The sequence below is a fragment of the Actinomycetota bacterium genome (genome assembly GCA_030684515.1).
In the GTDB taxonomy this organism is placed as follows: domain Bacteria; phylum Actinomycetota; class Actinomycetes; order S36-B12; family S36-B12; genus UBA11398.
Genome location: JAUXVJ010000012.1, coordinates 17,217 through 34,320, shown reverse-complemented (window position 1 = coordinate 34,320; position 17,104 = coordinate 17,217). Strand labels below are relative to the sequence as shown.

The 17,104-nt window shown below is 55.9% G+C and carries 18 protein-coding genes and 1 pseudogene; 15 read left to right on the top strand and 4 right to left on the bottom strand.

Annotated elements, in window-relative coordinates; translation table 11 throughout:
* Positions 1 to 19 precede the first annotated feature (19 nt).
* The 15 genes and pseudogenes from Q8M73_06295 (at position 20) to Q8M73_06225 (ending at position 14,190) form a co-directional block, all read left to right on the top strand.
* The gene (locus Q8M73_06295; protein ID MDP2288160.1) at positions 20 to 940 is read left to right on the top strand and encodes a cation diffusion facilitator family transporter; all 921 of its coding nucleotides are present in this window, start codon (positions 20 to 22) and stop codon (positions 938 to 940) included.
* Between the two features lie 52 nt (positions 941 to 992).
* Positions 993 to 1,666, top strand: a pseudogene (locus Q8M73_06290) (cation transporter).
* Between the two features lie 227 nt (positions 1,667 to 1,893).
* Entirely contained in the window at positions 1,894 to 2,559 is a 666-nt protein-coding gene (locus Q8M73_06285; GenBank protein ID MDP2288159.1) for a thioredoxin domain-containing protein, read from the top strand.
* A 5-nt stretch (positions 2,560 to 2,564) separates the two neighbouring features.
* Positions 2,565 to 3,179, top strand: a complete 615-nt coding sequence (locus tag Q8M73_06280) for a vitamin K epoxide reductase family protein (protein ID MDP2288158.1) — start codon at positions 2,565 to 2,567, stop codon at positions 3,177 to 3,179.
* A 77-nt stretch (positions 3,180 to 3,256) separates the two neighbouring features.
* Positions 3,257 to 3,577, top strand: coding sequence for a hypothetical protein (locus Q8M73_06275; GenBank protein MDP2288157.1), 321 nt, complete (start codon positions 3,257 to 3,259; stop codon positions 3,575 to 3,577).
* On the top strand, positions 3,574 to 4,188 hold the full coding sequence (locus tag Q8M73_06270; GenBank protein MDP2288156.1) for a TlpA disulfide reductase family protein: 615 nt from the start codon (positions 3,574 to 3,576) through the stop codon (positions 4,186 to 4,188). The genes Q8M73_06275 and Q8M73_06270 overlap by 4 nt, the downstream gene beginning before the upstream one ends.
* Positions 4,185 to 4,925 carry a cytochrome c biogenesis protein CcdA gene (locus tag Q8M73_06265; GenBank protein ID MDP2288155.1) on the top strand — a complete coding sequence of 247 codons (741 nt, stop codon included), beginning with the start codon at positions 4,185 to 4,187 and terminating at the stop codon, positions 4,923 to 4,925. The genes Q8M73_06270 and Q8M73_06265 overlap by 4 nt, the downstream gene beginning before the upstream one ends.
* A 44-nt stretch (positions 4,926 to 4,969) precedes the next feature.
* Positions 4,970 to 5,548, top strand: a complete 579-nt coding sequence (locus Q8M73_06260) for a copper resistance protein CopC (protein MDP2288154.1) — start codon at positions 4,970 to 4,972, stop codon at positions 5,546 to 5,548.
* 17 nt (positions 5,549 to 5,565) lie between these two features.
* A complete protein-coding gene (locus Q8M73_06255) occupies positions 5,566 to 7,593 on the top strand; it encodes a cytochrome c oxidase assembly protein (protein ID MDP2288153.1) in 2,028 nt (675 codons plus the stop codon).
* Positions 7,594 to 8,242: 649 nt separating this feature from the next.
* Positions 8,243 to 9,025: a trypsin-like peptidase domain-containing protein gene (locus Q8M73_06250; GenBank protein MDP2288152.1), complete on the top strand. Its 783-nt coding sequence runs from the start codon at positions 8,243 to 8,245 to the stop codon at positions 9,023 to 9,025.
* Positions 9,026 to 9,170: 145 nt separating this feature from the next.
* The gene (locus Q8M73_06245) at positions 9,171 to 9,512 is read left to right on the top strand and encodes a type II toxin-antitoxin system RelE/ParE family toxin (GenBank protein MDP2288151.1); all 342 of its coding nucleotides are present in this window, start codon (positions 9,171 to 9,173) and stop codon (positions 9,510 to 9,512) included.
* On the top strand, positions 9,509 to 9,955 hold the full coding sequence (locus Q8M73_06240; GenBank protein ID MDP2288150.1) for an XRE family transcriptional regulator: 447 nt from the start codon (positions 9,509 to 9,511) through the stop codon (positions 9,953 to 9,955). Before Q8M73_06245 ends, Q8M73_06240 begins: the two co-directional genes overlap by 4 nt.
* 106 nt (positions 9,956 to 10,061) lie before the next feature.
* Positions 10,062 to 11,081: a hypothetical protein gene (locus Q8M73_06235; protein ID MDP2288149.1), complete on the top strand. Its 1,020-nt coding sequence runs from the start codon at positions 10,062 to 10,064 to the stop codon at positions 11,079 to 11,081.
* Positions 11,082 to 11,181: 100 nt separating this feature from the next.
* Positions 11,182 to 12,708, top strand: coding sequence for a hypothetical protein (locus tag Q8M73_06230; protein MDP2288148.1), 1,527 nt, complete (start codon positions 11,182 to 11,184; stop codon positions 12,706 to 12,708).
* A 51-nt stretch (positions 12,709 to 12,759) separates the two neighbouring features.
* The gene (locus tag Q8M73_06225; GenBank protein ID MDP2288147.1) at positions 12,760 to 14,190 is read left to right on the top strand and encodes a hypothetical protein; all 1,431 of its coding nucleotides are present in this window, start codon (positions 12,760 to 12,762) and stop codon (positions 14,188 to 14,190) included.
* A 71-nt stretch (positions 14,191 to 14,261) separates the two neighbouring features.
* Here Q8M73_06225 and Q8M73_06220 read toward each other — a convergent pair whose 3' ends face one another.
* The 4 genes from Q8M73_06220 to Q8M73_06205 all read right to left on the bottom strand — a co-directional run bounded on the left by Q8M73_06220 (position 14,262) and on the right by Q8M73_06205 (position 17,089).
* Positions 14,262 to 14,774, bottom strand: coding sequence for a hypothetical protein (locus Q8M73_06220; GenBank protein ID MDP2288146.1), 513 nt, complete (start codon positions 14,772 to 14,774; stop codon positions 14,262 to 14,264).
* A 77-nt stretch (positions 14,775 to 14,851) separates the two neighbouring features.
* Positions 14,852 to 15,790: a hypothetical protein gene (locus Q8M73_06215; GenBank protein MDP2288145.1), complete on the bottom strand. Its 939-nt coding sequence runs from the start codon at positions 15,788 to 15,790 to the stop codon at positions 14,852 to 14,854.
* A gap of 206 nt (positions 15,791 to 15,996) precedes the next feature.
* Positions 15,997 to 16,149: a hypothetical protein gene (locus Q8M73_06210; GenBank protein ID MDP2288144.1), complete on the bottom strand. Its 153-nt coding sequence runs from the start codon at positions 16,147 to 16,149 to the stop codon at positions 15,997 to 15,999.
* 619 nt (positions 16,150 to 16,768) lie between these two features.
* Positions 16,769 to 17,089: a DUF3817 domain-containing protein gene (locus tag Q8M73_06205; protein MDP2288143.1), complete on the bottom strand. Its 321-nt coding sequence runs from the start codon at positions 17,087 to 17,089 to the stop codon at positions 16,769 to 16,771.
* Positions 17,090 to 17,104: the final 15 nt, after the last annotated feature.

Below are 17,104 nucleotides of genomic sequence, written 5' to 3'. Positions count from 1 at the left end.
CAGAGGCGGGGGGTCACTGATGGGCAGCGGGCATAGCCACGGTCCCTCTGTCAGTGCAGGTGGGGCTCATCGCCGCACCATGCTCATTGTCCTAGCCCTCACCGTCTCAGTCCTGATCGCCGAAGTTATCGGCGCCAGCGTCACGGGCAGTCTTGCTTTGCTCGCAGATGCCGGTCACATGTTCACCGATGTCGCTGGTATTTCGCTGGCCATCTTGGCCGTCACCTTCGCATCCCGGCCCGCAACTGACGCACGCACCTATGGCTACTACAGGCTCGAGATTCTTGCTGCAGTGGTGAATGCAGTACTGCTGTTTGGCGTTGCAATATTCATCCTGTTTGAAGCATGGCAACGGTGGTTCAATGAGCCTGAAGTCGAAGGTGGCTTGATGCTTGCATTCGCATGTGTGGGCTTGATTGCCAACGGTGCCGGTCTTGTCTTATTGCGGAAAGGCTCAAAGGAGAGCCTCAACGTCAAGGGGGCCTATCTGGAAGTGCTGGGTGACACTCTTGGATCCATCGCAGTGATCGTCGCTGCCATCGTCATTTGGTCCACCGGCTGGCTGCGAGCAGATGTCGTGGCCTCAGTCCTGGTGGCCCTCATGATTCTGCCCAGAACCTGGAACTTGCTCCGCGAAGCAATCGACGTCCTGCTCGAAGCCACACCCCGGGGAATGGATCTTGCAGTGGTCCGCAAGCACATCCTCGAAATCCCCGGTGTCGTCGGCGCTCACGACCTTCACGCGTGGACCCTGACCTCCGGAATCCCGGTGCTCTCAGTGCACGTCGTTGTCGAGGACGAGATTCTGAATCGCGGTAGTAGTGGTCAGGTCCTGGATGCCTTGAGCGAATGTCTGCATGAACACTTCGATGTCGAGCACTGCACCTTCCAACTTGAAGCAGCTGAACACGCGGGGCACGAAATCGGTGCTCACCCGTAACTCGCAACATGTGTTCGCTTGACGAGCAATGCCGCAGACGGGATTGGAATCAATGACAGCAGTCGACGAAGTGCGAGTACCTCAGCTGACAGCAGTGGAGCGTCAGCGTCTCGGCAAGCGTGCACAGTTGCTGGCGGCGCGAGTGTCAGTTACAACACTGTGGAGTCGATCGTGGCAATTTCGGCTGGCACAGTTGCCGGGTCAGGCGCCCTGATCGGCTTCGGACTTGACTCGATCATCGAAGTGTCGAGCGGCCTCGTCATTCTTTGGCAATTTCGGCACAAGATTCCAGAATCTCGTGAACGCATCGCGCTGAGGCTGATTGCCATCTCGTTCTTCACACTAGCCACATACATTGCAATTGACTCCACGCTGTCACTGCTCAACGGGGATCGGGCCGAGGCGTCACCCGTAGGCATCGTCTTGGCTGCGTTGTCCATCGCGATTATGCCAGCGCTGTCCATCGCCCAAAGTCGCACAGGCCGTTCATTAAGTTCAGGTTCGGTTATTGCCGATGGCACTCAAACCATGCTGTGCAGCTATTTGTCTGTCGTCCTCCTTCTAGGACTTGTGCTGAATGCCACTCTGGGATGGTGGTGGGCAGACTCGCTGGTCGCATTGGCGATCGCCGGTGTTGCGATTCGCGAGGGATTAGACGCCTGGCAGGGCAAGCACTGCTGCCCAGTGACACCCGAATCTTCGACATGCGAGGACGCCTGCTGCTGATCAAGCCGGAGACTGGAGCCATTCATGGCCAGACTCACTGAATCTTCATGAAATCTTGATCTACGTGGGTATTCGGCTCCCATACGGGCCGCGAAGATAACTGGGGAAGCCCCTGCAAGGTCGAGAGGTCCGCCGCTTCAGCGCGCGACCGCGTCGCATCGATGAGGAGCCACGCAACTGTGCAACTCCTGACTCTTCATGGAAGGTGAGTGTTGAAAAGGCCCAGCATGGCTTTGAGACTAGGGATCGCTGTAGTTATTGCTTTGGTCACCCTCGGAATAGCTGGAGCAATCGTCACCAGGCAATCAGAGACCAATGAATCTGCTGCTGTTCCGGCCAGCTCCGATGCGAGTTCTCCTCTGACATCGAGAACCAACAGTCACATTCTGCAACCAGATGCCGACGGTTCGGTGACGCTCGTGGAGTTTCTCGATTTTGAGTGTGAGTCGTGTCGGGCGGTGTACCCATTCATTGAGAGTTTACGCAAGACATATGCGGGCAAAGTGCGATTCATTGCGCGGTATTTCCCCATTCCCAGCCATGCCAATGCGGTCAATGCGGCGCTCGCTGTGGAGGCGGCGGCCCAGCAAGGGCATTTCGAGGCGATGTATTCGCGGATGTATGAAACCCAAGAGCAATGGGGCGAACAGGAAGAGTCCAAGGCGTCACTCTTTCGCGACTTTGCCCAGTCCATTGGGTTGGACCTTCAACGCTATGACGCCGCGATTGCAGACCCGTCGACTCTGGCCCGAATCGAATTGGATCGCCAAGAAGGCTTGGCGCTGGGGGTTGATGGAACACCGAGCTTCTTTCTGAACGGAGAGCGAATCCGGCCACAGAGTGAACAAGAATTGCAGTCCTTGATTGACGGGCAACTGGCGGCACGACCATGACATCCATGGCTACTCCCTTGGCGAAGCCGGCCGGTCGCTCCGAATTTGTTCGGATGGATCGATGCACCGGCTGGTGGCTGCTCGGGGCTGCCACAGTCGGACTGCTTGCCTCTTGGCAGCTCACTGTCGACAAGTTGCACCTGCTGGCCGACCCAGCATTCACACCAGCATGTTCATTGTCAGCGCTAATCAATTGCAGAAGTGTTATGCAGTCGTCACATTCGACCTTGTTCGGAATTCCCAACTCACTGATCGGTATTGCCGCATTTGCCTGTCTGATTGCGGTGAGCATGGCGATTCTCGCGCGAGCCCGAATGCAAGATTGGTATTTGTGGGGGCTGCTGGCCGGAACAGTGGCTGGAACGGTCTTCATTCACTGGCTTGCTTTCCAAACGGCATTCGAAATTGGCGCCCTCTGTCTCTACTGTGTAGCAGTTTGGATAGCCACCTTGACCGCACTGGGCGCCGTCGCCAGCGCATGTCTGTCCTATCTCCTTCCTAGTGCGCAGCCAGGAAGACTCACGTCGATCCTGAGCTTTACGTACGACTGGATGCCTGTACTCGTCGCTATGTGGATCTCAGTGCTCGCAATTGTCGTCACTGTCGGACTCGTGAACTGATGCTCGTATCAAGTCTGGGTTCCCTGGCTATCGTCGCTCTGGTGGGCGGGGTGCTCTTCGCTTTTGTCCGGTGGTGTATGAGCGAGGGCGTAGGGCCGGATCCCCTGTGGGGCATTGCCACGCGTGTGCAGTCCGAAAGCGAGATTGCCGAAACGTCTTCGCCTGTCTTTGCAATTCCTACAGCGAACGGATTGCGTCTGCGCAGCGAAGCAGATGGGAAAACTGAGTGGGAGCGCTGGTACCGCTGGAACCAGGTCCGAGTCGAAGAATTCCAAGCGGAGATACGTCTTTCGGGACCATTTGGAACACTGGTGTGTGAGGAGGATCCACAGTTGAGCAACGAAGAAGTTCTGGCTCGGATCGTCTACGAACGTGACCTTCTGGCAAAGCGTCCATGACTCTCCAGGTAGCTACCAAATCCATCCGTTTGCTCGTTTCGCTTTCCTTACTGGGTCTTCTGGCGGCTTGTGGCGGATCACAACAGTTAGCGGAAGAGAGCCAGAGCCTGCCTAGCGATGACACCACACTCGACCAAGGCTTCGTGGCTGGTGATGGCTCCATTACTTATCTGCCGGTTGCCGAACGCTTGCCCGCTCCCGCGCTTGAAGGTCCGGCATTGGACGGTGGCGTGTATGCGCTGCCTCTGGGTCAGGGCAAGATTGTCGTAGTCAACGTGTGGGCGTCTTGGTGCGCACCATGTCGCGCCGAGGCACCAGTCCTGGAGAAAGTGGCCAAGGAGTTTGCAAGCAAGGGAGTTCAATTCGTGGGCCTCAATATTCGAGATTCGCTTCCCACTGCGCGCGCATTCGCAAAGACCTTTGGGATCGCCTACCCAAATATCGTTGACAAGGCTGGAGAGCTTCAGGTGAAGTTCGGAAGCGCACTGCCTCCGCAAGCGATCCCTTCAACTGTCATTATCGATCAGCAAGACAGAGTCGCAGGGCGCGTTCTGGGCAGAGTGAGTGAGTCGAGTTTGCGTGGCCTGATCGAACTACTGCTGGTCAAATGACCGATCTCGTCTTCAATGGGGCGTTGGTACCTGCGCTGGCGATCGCTTTCCTCGCTGGAATCATCGCCTTCGTCAGCCCGTGCGTATTGCCGTTGGCACCTGGCTATTTGTCCTACGTAACCGGCCTGACAGGTTCTGAAGTGAGTACAGGCACAGGTTCTCGCAGTCGCCTGCTCCTGGGCACCGTCCTGTTCATCCTTGGCTTCAGCGCAGTTTTCGTGTCGTACGGCTTGGCTTTTGGTAGCGCCGGCTATCTGCTTTTGGAGTACCAGAATGTCATCAATCGAATTCTTGGCGTTCTGGTGATTCTCATGGGCTTGGTATTTATTGGCGTGATCCCAGGCCTACAACGTGAATGGCGCTTTCATCGAGCCGCTTCATTCGGAATCCTCGGAGCACCGTTGTTGGGCATTGCATTCGGCATTGGCTGGACACCGTGCATCGGCCCAACCTTGGCGGCGGTGCAGACCCTCGCATTCACCGAAGGAGGCGCTTACCGAGGCGCAGCACTCTCGCTGGCCTATTGCCTCGGATTGGGTTTGCCATTCATTGTCTTGGCGCTCGCGTTTCAGAGGATGGTGGGTGCGGTGAGGTGGCTGCGAGAGCACTCGCAACTGATCATGCGCCTGGGGGGCGCCATGCTGATAGCCGTCGGAATACTCCTGGTCTCGGGGCTATGGGGAGAATTCACTATTTGGCTGAGAGTGACCGCGCCGAATTTCCAGACGATCCTTTAGCACGCACACGACAATCCTGAAAGGTCAGCCAAATAGTGAATTCAATGACAAAGAGGCGAATCCGTCTTGCCTCCACGTGCATTACGACAACTCTGGCGAGCGCCGCTGTGAGCTTGATCTTGATCTCCACAGCTGCTGCACACACCGATCTGCAGAGCGTCGTGCCCGCTGACGGCTCGACGATATCCGCACCTCCCGAAGAAGTGGTGTTGACGTTCAATGAGAACCTCCTCAACACGGGCACCAAAGTCGTGATCACAAACCAAAACAAGACGATCGTGGCAAAGGACAGTGCCAGAGCCGTGGGCCGCAGTGCTGTGTTGCCGTGGGCAGCGGAACTTCCGAACGACACCTACACCGTCTCCTACAGAGTGGTATCCACAGACGGCCACCCGATAACCGGTACCACTACGTTCACCCTGCGCTCCCCGAATCAGAGTCCTTCGCCTACTGAGAAATCCGCCACGTCAACTTCGCCAAGTCCGGACGCAATCGCTGAGCCATCCGGTTCGAGTTCGCTGACCGATCCGAATGTGCTGATAGGTGCTGCCATCGGAACGATTGGCGGTATCGGGATCGTGCTAGTGCAACGACGACGTAAGAAAGCCCGTCAACAGGAATGAGCGCTTATAGAAGTCGCATGCCTCTCGTTGTCGGCGGCACTGTAGTCATCGCAATCGTGCTACTTGCAGTCACCGTGACAATTGCTCGCGCTTGGATTGGGACTTACGACGCTTCGATCCCTGGTATTCCTGGCCCCGGTGCTCTGGTGTCAGATGGCGCGCCAATCCTGCGTGCGCTGTCAATGATTGCTGGCATCGTGACGCTGGCCTGCGCTGTTTCAGCAATGCTGCTTAGTCCAATTGCGCGCGGCGGGGTCGTGTCGCCGGTAGGCCGTCGAGACCTCGTACTGACTTCATGGGCCGCAGCTCTCTGGGCACTCCTTTGCCTCGTCCAGGCTGCGTGGACATTTGCCGACGTACTCGGGCTTCCGCTGACTGAGGCTCTCCGCCCCGAAGTTGTGGCTACCTATTGGTCAGATATTCCTCAAGTCCGCACTCTTATCGCTGTGGCTGTAGCTGCACTTTTTGTGAGTGGGCTGGCATCGGTCGGCTCTACTGTGATCAGCGCCGGCATTGCGGCGCTGATCACTGTGCTGGCGCTGTGTCTGCCCGCAGTGACTGGGCATGGCGGCGGTTCATCCCAGCACGCGCTGCTGCTGGCTTCGGGAGTTGCGCACGCAAGCGCCGCGAGTATCTGGATTGCTGCTCTCCTTGCGGTGCTGCTCGTATGCATGCTGCGAAGGGACGGCATGGCCTCGGCTATTCAGCGGTTGACCTTGGTAACAGCGATTGCGATTGCGGTACTTGCCATCAGCGGCTTGGGCAACGCTGCGGCACAGCTCAACTCTTTCAGTGAGCTGATTACTACAAGGTACGGGCAATTGGTGCTGGTAAAGGTGCTGCTCCTGAGCCTCGCCGTTGCTGCAGGGATGGGGCTTCGCCAGTGGATCGGCAAAAGGGCAAGCGCAGATCCGATTTCGCGAAGTCAACTCACCTTGAGACTCACCATTGAAATTGTGATCATGGCCTTAGCAGTTGGTATCGGGAGCGCGCTAACCACAAGTCCTTCTCCCAAAGTGCTGGAGCAGTTACCAAGTTTAGGCGAGTCACTTGTCGGCTACGCCTACCCGCCGCCGCCCGATTTCATGAACGTCGTTCTCAGTCTTCGGCCGGATCCAGTGTTCCTTGCCATTTGCGCGACTCTGGCTGGGCTGTATGTAGGCGGAGTCATTCGCCTGCACCGGCGGGGCGATCGATGGCCGTTAGGTCGCACGATCGCATGGTTACTCGGTGTGACGGCCTTGCTCTGGTGCACCAATGCTGGAATCGCTGGCTATGCAAATGTTGCGCCAGGGCTGCATATGGCGCAGCACATGGCGCTGACCATGCTCGTTCCGATTTTCCTTGTGCTCGGCGGTCCGGCAACTCTCGCGCTTCGAGCGCTGCGTCCCGCAAAGGCCGGCCAGTGGGGCCCGCGTGAGTGGATCACGGTCGCACTCCAGAGTCGCGCAGCAGTGATACTGACTAACCCGCTGGTGGTGCTAGGCATCTATTTCTTCGGCTTGTATGGGCTGTATCTCTCTTCTGCATTTGCCAATTTGATGGGCACCCATGTGGGCCACGTCGCGATGCAGACGCATTTCGTCCTGTCCGGATATTTGTTCTACTGGATCCTGATCGGAGTTGATCCGCGTCCGAGATTCCTGCCCTATTGGCAACGGTTCGTGATCCTGATCATTGCTTCGGCATTCCACGGCTTCTTTGCCATCATCATCATGATGAGCAACGGAGCGCTGGCTCCCGAATGGTTCGGAGTCGTTCGCCCCGAATGGGTGACCGACCTACTTCAGGAGACAAATTCCGGTGGGCAAGCAGCCTGGGCCATCGGCGAAGTACCAATCCTCATTGTCATCATTGCAATGTCAATTCAGTGGGCCAGAAGCGATGAAAGAGAAGCTCGCCGAAAAGACAGGCAAGCTGACCGGGACGGCAATCAGGAAATGGCCGACTACAACGAGTATCTGGCTCGCCTGAATCGGCGGCAAGCATCGCAAGCCGGAACCCCAACCACGCGTCCAGAGCGTACAGACGACTGGATTCCGTGAATGCAAATTCGATTTGCAATCAGTACCTAGGTGACAGTCATGGAAAAGCCGAAGATTTGATGCGAATGGCCGAGTGGGCTTCCAATTCATGCAGTCTTCCAACGGCTGAACGACCTCTACGGATAGAAGAATTCAATGCCTTCTTCCGAGATGACGTGGCTGGAGTGTAAAGAGACCGCAGGGCGAAGTCGATGCATCAAAGTTGCGTGACGTTTTCCAAGACTAAAGATCTACGATTCCCGACACATTTCTTCGAACTGTTTCGGGCGGATATCGTGGGGTTTATGGACGATGGGGGTGCAGGTTTGCGCTCCCGGGGGAGTGCAGAAGGGGGTGCATAAATGAGGTTTCGTGAGGAGATCGTGCAGTGCATGCAACCCAGTGATCGCGCCCTAGAAATGTCTCCCCGCTACAGAAATTGAACGTTCAACTATATGAACGTTCGACACGACGAAGGGTCCCTGAGAATTCAGGGGCCCTTGGTCGTTGCGGGGGACCGCGTTGGGAAGCTGGCGCAGTGTGAGGGCGGAGATTCATAACCGGTCAACGGTCCCTCCACGTCGGTACGTTGCAAAGTGAGCCTGATTCCGACTTTCCACGAAGGGCTTCACCAGCTCGACCACCGTCCTGACTGCGTTAGCGTCGTGACATGTCGATCGAAACTCGTGTATTCCTTTCACGTCCATCAATTGCAACACTTCGACTTGAACCAATGGGACGCGCAAAGAGTTGGGGAGCAACTGGCTTCTTAACGGAACGAATGGGAAAGTTGTGGTTGGTCACGAACTGGCACGTGCTTTCGGGTCGACATTTCCAAACGGGTAAGCCCCTTGACGAAACGGACTGCGCAACCCCAGTGTCTATAACGGTTCATTTTCCGACTGCCTATGACATCTCTGTCCGAGTCTCTCGCAACTACCCGGTGCTTGATGAGGACGGTGATCCGTTGTGGCTTGAGCATCCAGTACACAGACACGCGGTCGATGTTGCTGTCATGGAAATCGAGATCCCGGACACTGCAGCGCGGCAAATCTATTCGCTAGATCCGAGCCCCCAGCCCGCGGCAATGCGGGTGTCAGAGGATTTGAGCATTGTCGGATTCCCTTTTAAGCAGATGGGAGGGGCGATGACAGCCCTTTGGACCCGAGCAACTGTTGCGTCGGAGCCTGTTGTCGACTATGCGGGGCTCCCGTGTTTCCTGGTGGATGCGCGTTCCCGCTCTGGCCAGTCTGGTTCCCCCGTCCTGCTCTACAGGCCAGAAGGGACATGGATGGTCGCTGAGAACGGCGACCCGGTCACATATAACGAGCCATTCGAAGAATTCGTCGGTATCTACTCGGGTCGAATTAACGAGGAAAGCGATCTGGGATTTGTCTGGCGTAGAAGCGTGATCGAGGAGGTCATCGGCCGCGGGGTGGTAGGCGAGGTCTAACCAGGAGCCTGCTTAGCCATGTCGCCTCTCGCTTTACTCGGAGTCCGATGTCTCCAATATATGTTTCTTGCATCATATGTCTTGTGAGTCATATGATGTGCCGGTGACGTGGTCGGTCCTGATCAACGAGGAGGTATCGGACTGGATGCTGACTCTTGACGAAGCCGAGTACGACCAGGTCGTGGCAGCGTTGCAAGCACTCGGGGTTGATGGGCCAGCTCTGGGGCGCCCGTTCGTTGACACAGTCAAGGGATCACGTCATAAGAACATGAAGGAGTTGCGTCCACGAGGCACACATATCCGTTTGCTCTTCGCCTTCGACCCGCTACGCCAGGCGGTCGTGCTGGTGGCAGGCGATAAGACGAATAGATGGAAGCAGTGGTACGAGGAGAACATTCCTGTGGCAGATGAGCGGTTCGACGCCCATGTGAAGCAGGTCAGTCAGCAAGCAAATGCAAGGAAGTCAAAGAAGGGGAGGTCGTCATGAATAAGTCGTCGTATGTCACGTTGGAGGAACTACTTGCAAAGCGGCCCGGCGATACGGCTCGCATCGCCAAGGCCCGCGACGAGATCCTGACCGAATCCAGGGCGCACCGACTCGCAGATGTGCGCAAAGCCAAGCACTTAACGCAGGAACAGCTTGCGGAGCGAATCGATATTGACCAATCCCGGGTATCACGGATCGAAAACGGTGACCTGTCCCGCACTGAGGTGGGCACGCTGGTCGCCTACGCGCAGGCAGTAGGCGGAACCCTGGAACTGGTTGTACGTATCGGTGACGTGGCCATTCCTTTAACGACACCCACGAATAAAGCTCCCACTCGAGCCAATTCTGCAAAACGAAAGTCGGCGTCGACACCCGGCACCAAGCCAAATCCAAGAAAGGCAACTGTCCATAAGACGAGATCGCCAAGAACCCGAATCGCCTAATTGCTTCGGACCATGTCACCGACTGGACGTGAAGTGGCAGTCTGCCTTCGCAATCTCGTGTTGCGTTGCCCAAATAAGAGAACAATTGATGTTATTGAGGACAAATATGTCCGAGGCAATTGAGCAGCGAATTCAGGTGGCCCTGGATCATATGGATGGGTGGTTGCCGGGGTCCACAGCCGGCCCCAAGCACCCAGTGTTCGAGTGGATTGCACAGGATCGCGCGGCGAATCGGCTCGATAACTTCACTGCAAGTGGCATAGAGAGCCTCGCTGAGATGACTACAACTCTTGACTTTGTCGACCCACCAATTGCAGGGATCGCGTCAGTCCGCCACCGTTTACGGATTGCCAGCGATGAGAATGAGCTTTGGAATATTCGTCTGGAATTGGCAGTCGCGCGGATGCTAGTTTTGGCCGGAGTTGCGTTTCGGTTCGGAGGCCCACCGAACCCAGAGCCAGATTTCGTGGTAGAAGGAGCCGGACTAGGCATCGAAGTTACTCGACGAGACTACGACGGGGTGGACGATCTCGTCCAAGTCCTCTCTCATCTTGTCGATTCGCTACCTCTAATTGTGACACTAACTTTTGATAACTACCCACTGCAAATACGTCAAGCAAAACGGCGCGAGATTATGACCCTCATTGCAGATGCGATCGCAAAGGGCGAGCGGATCGAGACAATTCACGAAATCGACACCTTCACTGGCCCTTTCGTCCTTACTGTCGATGTCTCGGATGCGTCCGACATGGGAGAGGACTCGAAAGTTCGAGTCGAAGTGGAGTCGCCCGCTCTCGCACGCACCATGGAGCAGGTCGAACTGGCCATACTTTCTAAGACGCGAGATGCACAGAAGCTCGAACAAGCACGTTCAATGCCAACGATCATTGTGGTCGAGTCATCAGATGTCGGATACGCATGGATGCGCAGCATGGCGACGTGGGAAGCCGTACTCAGGACGTGGATGACACCAGAGTTCCCATTTCTAGGTATTGGGCTAGTTCAACGCAACATATTGGTCCCAGGGCTGGGATACGCATTCGTATTGAATCCTCACGCGGATGCGAGTGCGCTCGCCCGTGGAGCCACTGTTCTGGCTCAGATAGCGGCTAATTATTCACCTTGAGGCGCGACAGACTCGTTCCCAACTTGCAGGCTGAAGTTATCGCAAATTGAATATTCACGCCTCACAACGACAGTTCGCTCTGTTGTGCCAAACTGCATCTGTGAGCGCGGCAATGGACGCGGGTCCTGATGAACTCTTCGACTTTTTAGATGTTGACTTTTCCGCGACCGTGGTCGCAACGCTTCTGGCACATCAAACTGAGCAGTCACTGACTCTTGTCGCAGGCAGCCTGATCTTCGGACCGGCGGAACTAGCGGACACTTCCTGGTTTGAATGGTCGGAAGCTGTGAATTTGTCACCTATGGCCTGGGTGAGCGAAGGGCTGGCGTCATGCAACTCAAACATTGCAGAGTGGCAAGAGTTCATCTATGAGCAAGATGAATGGGTACTGATTCGTTGCTCGATGAATGCCGACAAGGCCAAGGCCTGGCTACTTGGCGCCTTAATTGACGGCTCGACGGAAGTAGTGGTGAATGGGCGAGTAGTTGTTATCGACACCCCCCTGCGCCCTGCTCGAGAACTGTGCCGAGTGTCCGCCCACGTAGATTCACCGGCCGGTCGGCTGGTTGCTTCCGCGGCTCGCCCCGTACGCGGTTGGGTCCAGCCACTGGAAATCCGAAACCAAACAGTTAACAGGCAGGGCATGGTCGACCTTCCATCGCTCCATTTAGAGGGAGCCAGCCACGTGGATCTCCTTTGGCATTTTGCGGGTATCGCGGATCTCGTCGATGGTGGAATGGTTCCCGCAGGAGTATTCGTTGGCTCCATGGATGGGGACGCCTGGATCGGAGGTATCAAAGGTATCAATAAACTCTCGGAGCTTGAGGTTCAGATTCATTTGAACCCGGATCGCATCTCGCTCTGGGAACTAGAGCTCGAACTTGAGCAAGAAGCGCAAGGTAATTTGATCTACGCACGCCGTTCGCCATTGGAGTATTTCGTGTTACCTGCACATGGTGTCGAATCGGTGACTGCGACACTGCCCTATCTGGGTTCGGGAGTGCGCAACCGGGTCAAATTGTGGCACCGATCAGGAATCCTGTTGGACTGGACGGACATGTCCTCGCTGGTAGAGAGTTTTACCTTGGAGATCCGCAATCTCGATGCGCCAGCCGATCCTCCCTTTTCTTCGACTACGCGTGGACGCGTCGAAGAGGTGTTCGTGGCCGACCGCATGACCAAACTAGTTGCAGTCCAAGAGGCTTATGAAGTCATGCTGGCCCAGGGGGCCGGAGAGAGAATCATCCTAAAAGGCTCCACAGGCATAGACATCTTGCAAGGTCGACTGACATCTGCTCGAGGTCAGCTAACAATTTGCGACCTGTACTTCGGTGCGGACACAGCTGATTGGGTGCTAGTAAGCGGCGTTGGAATCCCAGTCCGAGTGTTAACTGGTGTGCGTGGAATCGTCCTACCCGCGATCCATCGCACTGTAGAAGTCAGAACGGTTGATCGAGCGAAGAGCCCTTTTCACGATCGCTTCTACTTGTGGTCGGGCGGAGGAATAAGTGTGGGAACCTCGCCAAATGGACTAGGTAAGAAAGCCTCAGTCCTACATTCCCTTCAGCCATCGGACGCAGCTCATTTGCTGAGCGAGTTCGAAGGTTGGTGGAAGGCAGCCAAATGAACCCTCAGTTGCAGGCACGTGCCTTGTCGTGAGCATGGCATTCTGACTCTCGTGAAAGTGATCCTTGAACCTGGCGATTACAGGGTGACCTGGGAGTTCCCCGATCAAGAAGGCAGGATCCACGAACTCGACGGTGAAGTGGAACTCGCGGCAGATCGAATGCCGCGCGCGACGGTCTTCGGAGACATTCCCACTGTGTGGACCGATGTTGAAAAGGGAAAGTCAGCGGCTTTCCCTCAGATTTACGAAGAAAAGCTCGTGGTTGGGCGCCTGGCGAACGGACGGCACATTGGTCTAGTTGACGTGACAGTGGAGGTTTGGCTGCCGGAGCGCGCCAGGTTGCGCGCACGAGCTGCGCTTGTTGGGAACACGCGGCCACCTGGTCCGGGCATAACTGTGACGGGCGTAGAGGTCCAAGTGGAAGGACTGGATTCCGTCGCGGGAAGTGGGCCTATTAAGTCGCTCGCCCTACCCATCCCGAAGCCAAATGGTAAGCGCTATCTAGATTGGAGTTGGACAGCAACAGGAAACGCAGAAAGCACGCAATTGTGGACTGACGAGAAATGCGAAGTCGAACTTCAGTTCTACAACTCGTTCACATCACCCAACGCCTTCATATTTCAAGTCTCCTTCCAACCAGTGATTCTCATGACTTTCCACGAACCAGTCCCCTTCGACAGAACCTTCACTGAGTGGATAGAACCTCTGAGGAGGTTGATATCGCTGTCGACCGGCAACCGGGAACGCCTTACATTCCTTGCACTCACAGTTGAGGGAGACCAGGACGGGACACACTCATTTCAGATCTATGGAACAGCGCTACACCAATGCCCATATTCATCCCAGAAGCCGAGCCACGGCCAGTCAAAGCCCACCTTTCACTTGGCACCGGAAGATATGTCTCTGCTCGCGCTTCTTCGCCGATGGCAAGAGCTTTCGGCGGAGCACCATCCGTTGCTTGAGACGTATGCGTCACTCATGTACGCCCCGGATCAGCACCCTCGTTCCGCGTTTCTGCTTCTCCTTCAGGCACTTGAAGGACTCCACGGCTTCGAAACGCGAGAAGTGTTCAAGGCGCGCTCTGAAGGTCTCGCACGACGAAGAGAAGTCGCATTGACTGAGGCGGAGGAAGCGGGACTTTCAGTTGAAACTATGAAGTTTCTACGCCAGAACGTCTCGAAGTCCCCCCGAACAAGTTTGGATGAAGCCCTCCAATTTGTTCTATCGTCAGTGCCTGTGGATGTGCTGCCGGCTCTTGAAAAGTCTGAATTGATCAGACAGGTGATGTCCGACGTCCGCCAACCGAAAAGGGTTGTGGACTGCCTTCGGATTGTGCGCAACGACTTGGCTCACGGAACTCGCGGGTATGACGCGGAGGGTCTTCACGATGTCGTTTCACTTCTCGATGGTGTCGTTCGAGCACACTTCCTCCGCATACTCGGCTGCTCATCTGCAGCTCAACTAGCAGCGCAGGAACCGTAGACCGTAGGCGGGCATGTGCTCATTCCATGAATTGGACGCATGAATCGCAGGTGAGTTCGCGAACAACTTGCCTATTGGGAAGCCTGCAACCACGCAACGGCCAAGAGTAAGGATGAAAGCAGAGCTAAAAATACGGCACTTTGGAAGATCGTGATTTGGGTGGCATTCGTGTCCTCGCCAAATGCCACCCAATCCAAGTGCATTTGCGCCAAGCTGCGGGTCCGCGGAGACTCGGCCTTAGAGAAAATCTTAGAGTTGATGAAACCCATCTCCCGGGCATTAACAACGACGCTGGAAGCTCCCATCATGCATAGAGCAAGCACGGCAATTCCGGCAATCCAGAACCCAAGAGTCCAATTGGACTCCTTTCGGGCGACACCTGAGTAGATCGCCAAGAAGCCTGCGAGCAAGGCAAGACAGGTAGTCAAGAGAAACTGCGCCCGTCCCCGCACTTCGGCCAGGCTTGATCTTTGGTAGTCGAATTGTCGCCGCCCCTCTTCAATGAGGAGAGCAAGCTCGGCGTCCGTCCAGGCGTCAAGTTCACCTGCGGTTTGCAGGTCAACTGCGTACGAAGGTGCATTCACGCCTGGCAGGAGGCCCGCGCATTGCCAAAGGTACATTCGCCAAAGTCGCGGTCCTCCTTCGGACGGGATTGGGACGTTCACGCGATTCCTCCCAACCAAATCGCTATGCATTCAGCCACCTCGGTTGCAATCGGTTCCGGCAAGAAAAGCCATTGCCCGCTGGGGTTCACATCAAGTAGGAAAGCTCCCTCGGAATTCACGATCCAATCCTGGCTGGAGTAGCCCAGCATTAGCCGGCGCGCGATCGCCTGAGCCTGCATCACAATGGCAGGGTCGGGCTCCGCTACCGACAGGAATTCTCCGTGTGCGGCATCTTCGCGCCTCCAGTCAAGCGGGCGCCCGCTCGCTTCTATGGAAGCTACCCAGGTGGATTGGAGCACTGTGACCACTCGCAAGTGAAAATCCGCGGGTATCAATTTTTGAATGAGAAATGGAGCCCCCGCGAGAGTTTCAGGTGGCAGTTTTGCTAGTTCAATCTCTGTCGTGTAAACCATTCTCGGATCCCCAAACTCATCAAAGTAATGGCTCGGGCCTAAAGGCTTGACAACAGTTGCACCATCTATCGCCTCAAGTGCTGCTGCCAAATTATTTGTCACGATTGTCCGTGGCGTCTGGATCCCGAGTGCTCGAGCAGCCTGTATTTGAGTCAATTTGCTCTCCGCCACCAGGACGCTATCGAGCGTAGTGAGCCACTCAACGTCGGCACTGCGGACTACGCCAGCGAGCAGAGACATCCACGAACTCGAAACAGCTGATTCCCGACTCTGCAGAGCAATCCCCCGATTCCAATCGAGGGGTGCCAGTCGTCGAATCCATCCTCTTGACTGCGGCCGCTCGCTCCCGAGTTTGAAATTGACACCAGCCCGAAAAAACAACGCCTCTTCAAGAACGAATGTCTCCCCACCCAAGGTGGCGACGTCAAAGATTGATGGTTGGCAGTGACGAAGCAAGTTACAAACAGCTTGAACATGCAAATCTTGAGGATCTCCGACAATCAAAGGAGCCGCCTGATTCATGAGATGTTCAGGCCCGGAGTGAACAAACACAATCCGGATGAGGCCTCATCGACAGTTTCAATGGAAGCCCTTGTCAGAGTGGAAGAGACTAGCGAACTGGCGAGAGGGACATCGAAGCCGCTGGACAAGAGCGCATACAGATCTGAAGCTGGTATTGCCAACACTAACCTCCGCCCGTAGGCAGTCGCGCTTCGCTATTGCGAATGTCAGCCGAGCGTCAATCCCGCAGCCATGAAAATGTAAGAGGTTCCTTCATCCACGGTTTCGATCGATTTCGTAACCATAGAAGTGCGCGGCGATGCGTTCGATGCTTCTAGAGGCTCGCTCAACAAGCCATACAACGAAATAGCGGTCGCCATGAGGCGAGACTACTCGTCACATAGGTACTAGACCCTTTAGGCGTAGCCGAGGAGGTGAGGGCTACTTCAGACAGATCGCACTGGCAATGGAAAGAATCTCGTGCCGCTCGCTGCCTCGCTGCCTATTCAATAGTCAGCGTTTATGGACAATGGGGGTGCAGGCCTGCCCTCCAGAGGGAGTGCAGAAGGGGGGTGCAAAGTGAGGTTTCGTGAGGAGATCTTGCATTGCGCCCAACCCATTGGTCGCGCCCTACTTATGTCTCCCCGCTACAGAAATTGAACGTTCAACTACATGAGCGTTCGGTACGACAGAGGGTCCCTGAGACATCAGGGCCCCTTTGTCTTTTCGGGGGAGGACGAGCGAGCTCGCTTGCTGTGTGGTGGGAATTGGTCATGGCCAGTCAACGGTGGTGCCTATTCGGTACGGGGCAAGTTGGTTGGGAATCAACTTGCCAGCGAGACTCAGCCACAGTCATTGGGATCGACAGCAACGGCAACCCTGAGGTGCAAATTGCTTGGCAAAGCCCTTCACCACGGACCATGCCGGTCAGACACAGCCTGTACTTGACGATTCGCATTGGCTAAGGCAACGGCCCTCGCCGTCCTCGTACTTGCTTGGCTAGTTATTGACTCGCTTGGCCTGTCCAGTTGTTCGAAGGTATCCGCGGCGTTGTGCCCACATTTCGAATATGACTGTGGCGAAGGGTGGAATGGATGCGCCAAGCGCGGTGATGGTGGTCCATCGGATGGGCCACTTTTGGTGTCTCGCTGTCAGAATCGTGATGATGACGTAGGCGATGAATGCCGCGCCGTGCAGGCTGCCGAAGACGCGCACTCCTAGTTGTGTGGTTTCAGTGATGTATTTGAGGTACATCCCGACTAGAAGTCCGGCCCAGGTGAATGCCTCGATGACGGCGATGGTCTTGAAGGTTCGGACCATTGGTCCAGTCCTGGG

Coding starts and splice junctions, on each gene's coding strand:
- Q8M73_06295 (MDP2288160.1), top strand. CDS start 20: ATGGGCAGCGGGCATAGCCACGGTCCCTCTGTCAGTGCAGGTGGGGCT.
- Q8M73_06285 (MDP2288159.1), top strand. CDS start 1,894: ATGGCTTTGAGACTAGGGATCGCTGTAGTTATTGCTTTGGTCACCCTC.
- Q8M73_06280 (MDP2288158.1), top strand. CDS start 2,565: ATGGCTACTCCCTTGGCGAAGCCGGCCGGTCGCTCCGAATTTGTTCGG.
- Q8M73_06275 (MDP2288157.1), top strand. CDS start 3,257: ATGAGCGAGGGCGTAGGGCCGGATCCCCTGTGGGGCATTGCCACGCGT.
- Q8M73_06270 (MDP2288156.1), top strand. CDS start 3,574: ATGACTCTCCAGGTAGCTACCAAATCCATCCGTTTGCTCGTTTCGCTT.
- Q8M73_06265 (MDP2288155.1), top strand. CDS start 4,185: ATGACCGATCTCGTCTTCAATGGGGCGTTGGTACCTGCGCTGGCGATC.
- Q8M73_06260 (MDP2288154.1), top strand. CDS start 4,970: ATGACAAAGAGGCGAATCCGTCTTGCCTCCACGTGCATTACGACAACT.
- Q8M73_06255 (MDP2288153.1), top strand. CDS start 5,566: ATGCCTCTCGTTGTCGGCGGCACTGTAGTCATCGCAATCGTGCTACTT.
- Q8M73_06250 (MDP2288152.1), top strand. CDS start 8,243: ATGTCGATCGAAACTCGTGTATTCCTTTCACGTCCATCAATTGCAACA.
- Q8M73_06245 (MDP2288151.1), top strand. CDS start 9,171: ATGCTGACTCTTGACGAAGCCGAGTACGACCAGGTCGTGGCAGCGTTG.
- Q8M73_06240 (MDP2288150.1), top strand. CDS start 9,509: ATGAATAAGTCGTCGTATGTCACGTTGGAGGAACTACTTGCAAAGCGG.
- Q8M73_06235 (MDP2288149.1), top strand. CDS start 10,062: ATGTCCGAGGCAATTGAGCAGCGAATTCAGGTGGCCCTGGATCATATG.
- Q8M73_06215 (MDP2288145.1), bottom strand. CDS start 15,790: ATGAATCAGGCGGCTCCTTTGATTGTCGGAGATCCTCAAGATTTGCAT.
- Q8M73_06210 (MDP2288144.1), bottom strand. CDS start 16,149: ATGGCGACCGCTATTTCGTTGTATGGCTTGTTGAGCGAGCCTCTAGAA.
- Q8M73_06205 (MDP2288143.1), bottom strand. CDS start 17,089: ATGGTCCGAACCTTCAAGACCATCGCCGTCATCGAGGCATTCACCTGG.